The sequence below is a fragment of the Paracraurococcus lichenis genome, assembly GCF_030657435.1.
Taxonomy (GTDB): domain Bacteria; phylum Pseudomonadota; class Alphaproteobacteria; order Acetobacterales; family Acetobacteraceae; genus Paracraurococcus; species Paracraurococcus lichenis.
Genome location: NZ_JAUTWS010000273.1, coordinates 1 through 1,681, shown reverse-complemented (window position 1 = coordinate 1,681; position 1,681 = coordinate 1). Strand labels below are relative to the sequence as shown.

Below are 1,681 nucleotides of genomic sequence, written 5' to 3'. Positions count from 1 at the left end.
GCTGGCGATTGTCTACGTCCGCCAGTCGACGCTGCGCCAGGTGCAGCAGCACGGGGAGTCCACGCGGCTGCAATACGCGCTGGCCGATCGCGCGCGGCAGCTTGGCTGGCATGCGGAGCAGGTGGTTGTCATCGATGATGACCTTGGCCGCTCGGCGGCCTCTACGCTGGACCGGCCTGGGTTCCAGCGCCTCGTCGCCGAGGTTGGCCTCGGTCATGTCGGGCTCGTCCTTGGCATCGAGGTGTCGCGCCTGGCGCGCTCTTGCTGCGACTGGCACCAGCTGCTCGAGATCTGCGCCCTGTTCGACACGCTCATCGCGGATGCGGACGGCCTCTACGACCCGGGCACCTACAACGACCGCCTGCTGCTCGGCCTGAAGGGCACGATGAGCGAGGCCGAGCTGCACATCCTGAAAGGGCGCATGCTCGAGGGGCGCCGTGCCAAGGCGGCTCGTGGTGAGCTCGTGATCGGCCTGCCACGAGGCTATGTGCAGCGCCCGTCGGGCGAGGTGGCGCTCGACCCGGACGAGGGGGTCCGCTCGGTGATCCGGCTGGTGTTCGACGTTTTCGAACGGCGCCGCTCGATCCGCGGCGTCCTGACCTATCTCGTTGACCATGACATCGCGCTGCCAGACCGCGTGCGCTCGGGCCCGAACCGGGGCGAGATCCGCTGGAACCGCCCGAACCACGCGACGGTGGCCGACATGCTCCGCCATCCGGCCTACGCCGGAGCCTATGTCTACGGCCGGCGCCGGATGGAGCGTCGCGCCCAGCTGCCCGGCAAGCCGCACAGCGGGCGGCGGTTCATCCGCGCGCCAGAGAGCTGGACCGTGCTGCGGCGGGACTGCTGGCCGGCCTACATTGATTGGGAAACCTACACGCGCAACCAGGAGCAGATGGCGGCGAACCGGGCCAAGCACGATGGCGTTCCTCGCGGCGGCCACGCTCTGCTGGGTGGCCTCGTGCACTGCGGCCGATGCGGCCGGCGCATGGCACTCGCCTACCACAACAACGGCCGCGAGGCCCGCTACCAGTGCTGCCAGGAGGCCGTGACCTTTGCCGGGCCGCGCTGCCAATCGCTCAGCGCGGCGCCGGTTGACGAGCTGGTTGCCCGGCTGATCCTCGCCGCGCTGACGCCATCGGCAGTCGAGGTCAGTCTGCAGCTGGCCGAGGATCTCGAACTCGAGCGTGCCGGGCGGCGGCGCCATTGGGCCGAGCGCCTGGAGCGGGCGCGCTATGAGACGGCGCTGGCGCGCCGGCGTTACGAGGCCGTCGATCCCGACATGCGGCTCGTGGCGCGTACCCTCGAGCGTGAATGGGAGGCAGCACTCACCGCTGAGGAAGCGCTGGCGGCCGAGCACGCCCGCGAAATGGCACGCCAGCCATCTCGGCTGGGAGCCGCAGAACTGGCCGTCATCCGGCAGCTTGCCGAGGATGTGCCGGCGCTCTGGCACGCGCCGACGACCACGCAGAAGGACCGTCAGGCCATTGCTCGGCTCGTCCTCGAGCGGGTTGTCATCCGCCTGGAGGGCGCCAGCGAGCACCTCGAGGTCGAATGCGAGTGGGCCGGCGGCGTGCGGACCCGCCACGCTCTCGTCCGCACCGTGCGACGGTTCGAGCAGTTGCGCGGGTTCGAGCAGATCCTGGCCACCATCCGTGACCTGCGTCAGCAGGGTTGCTCG

The 1,681-nt window shown here is 70.2% G+C and carries 1 protein-coding gene; it reads left to right on the top strand.

The features are described 5' to 3' along the window. The coding region (locus Q7A36_RS39635) for a recombinase family protein (protein WP_305109291.1) at positions 1 to 1,681 on the top strand (1,681 nt) is incomplete at both ends.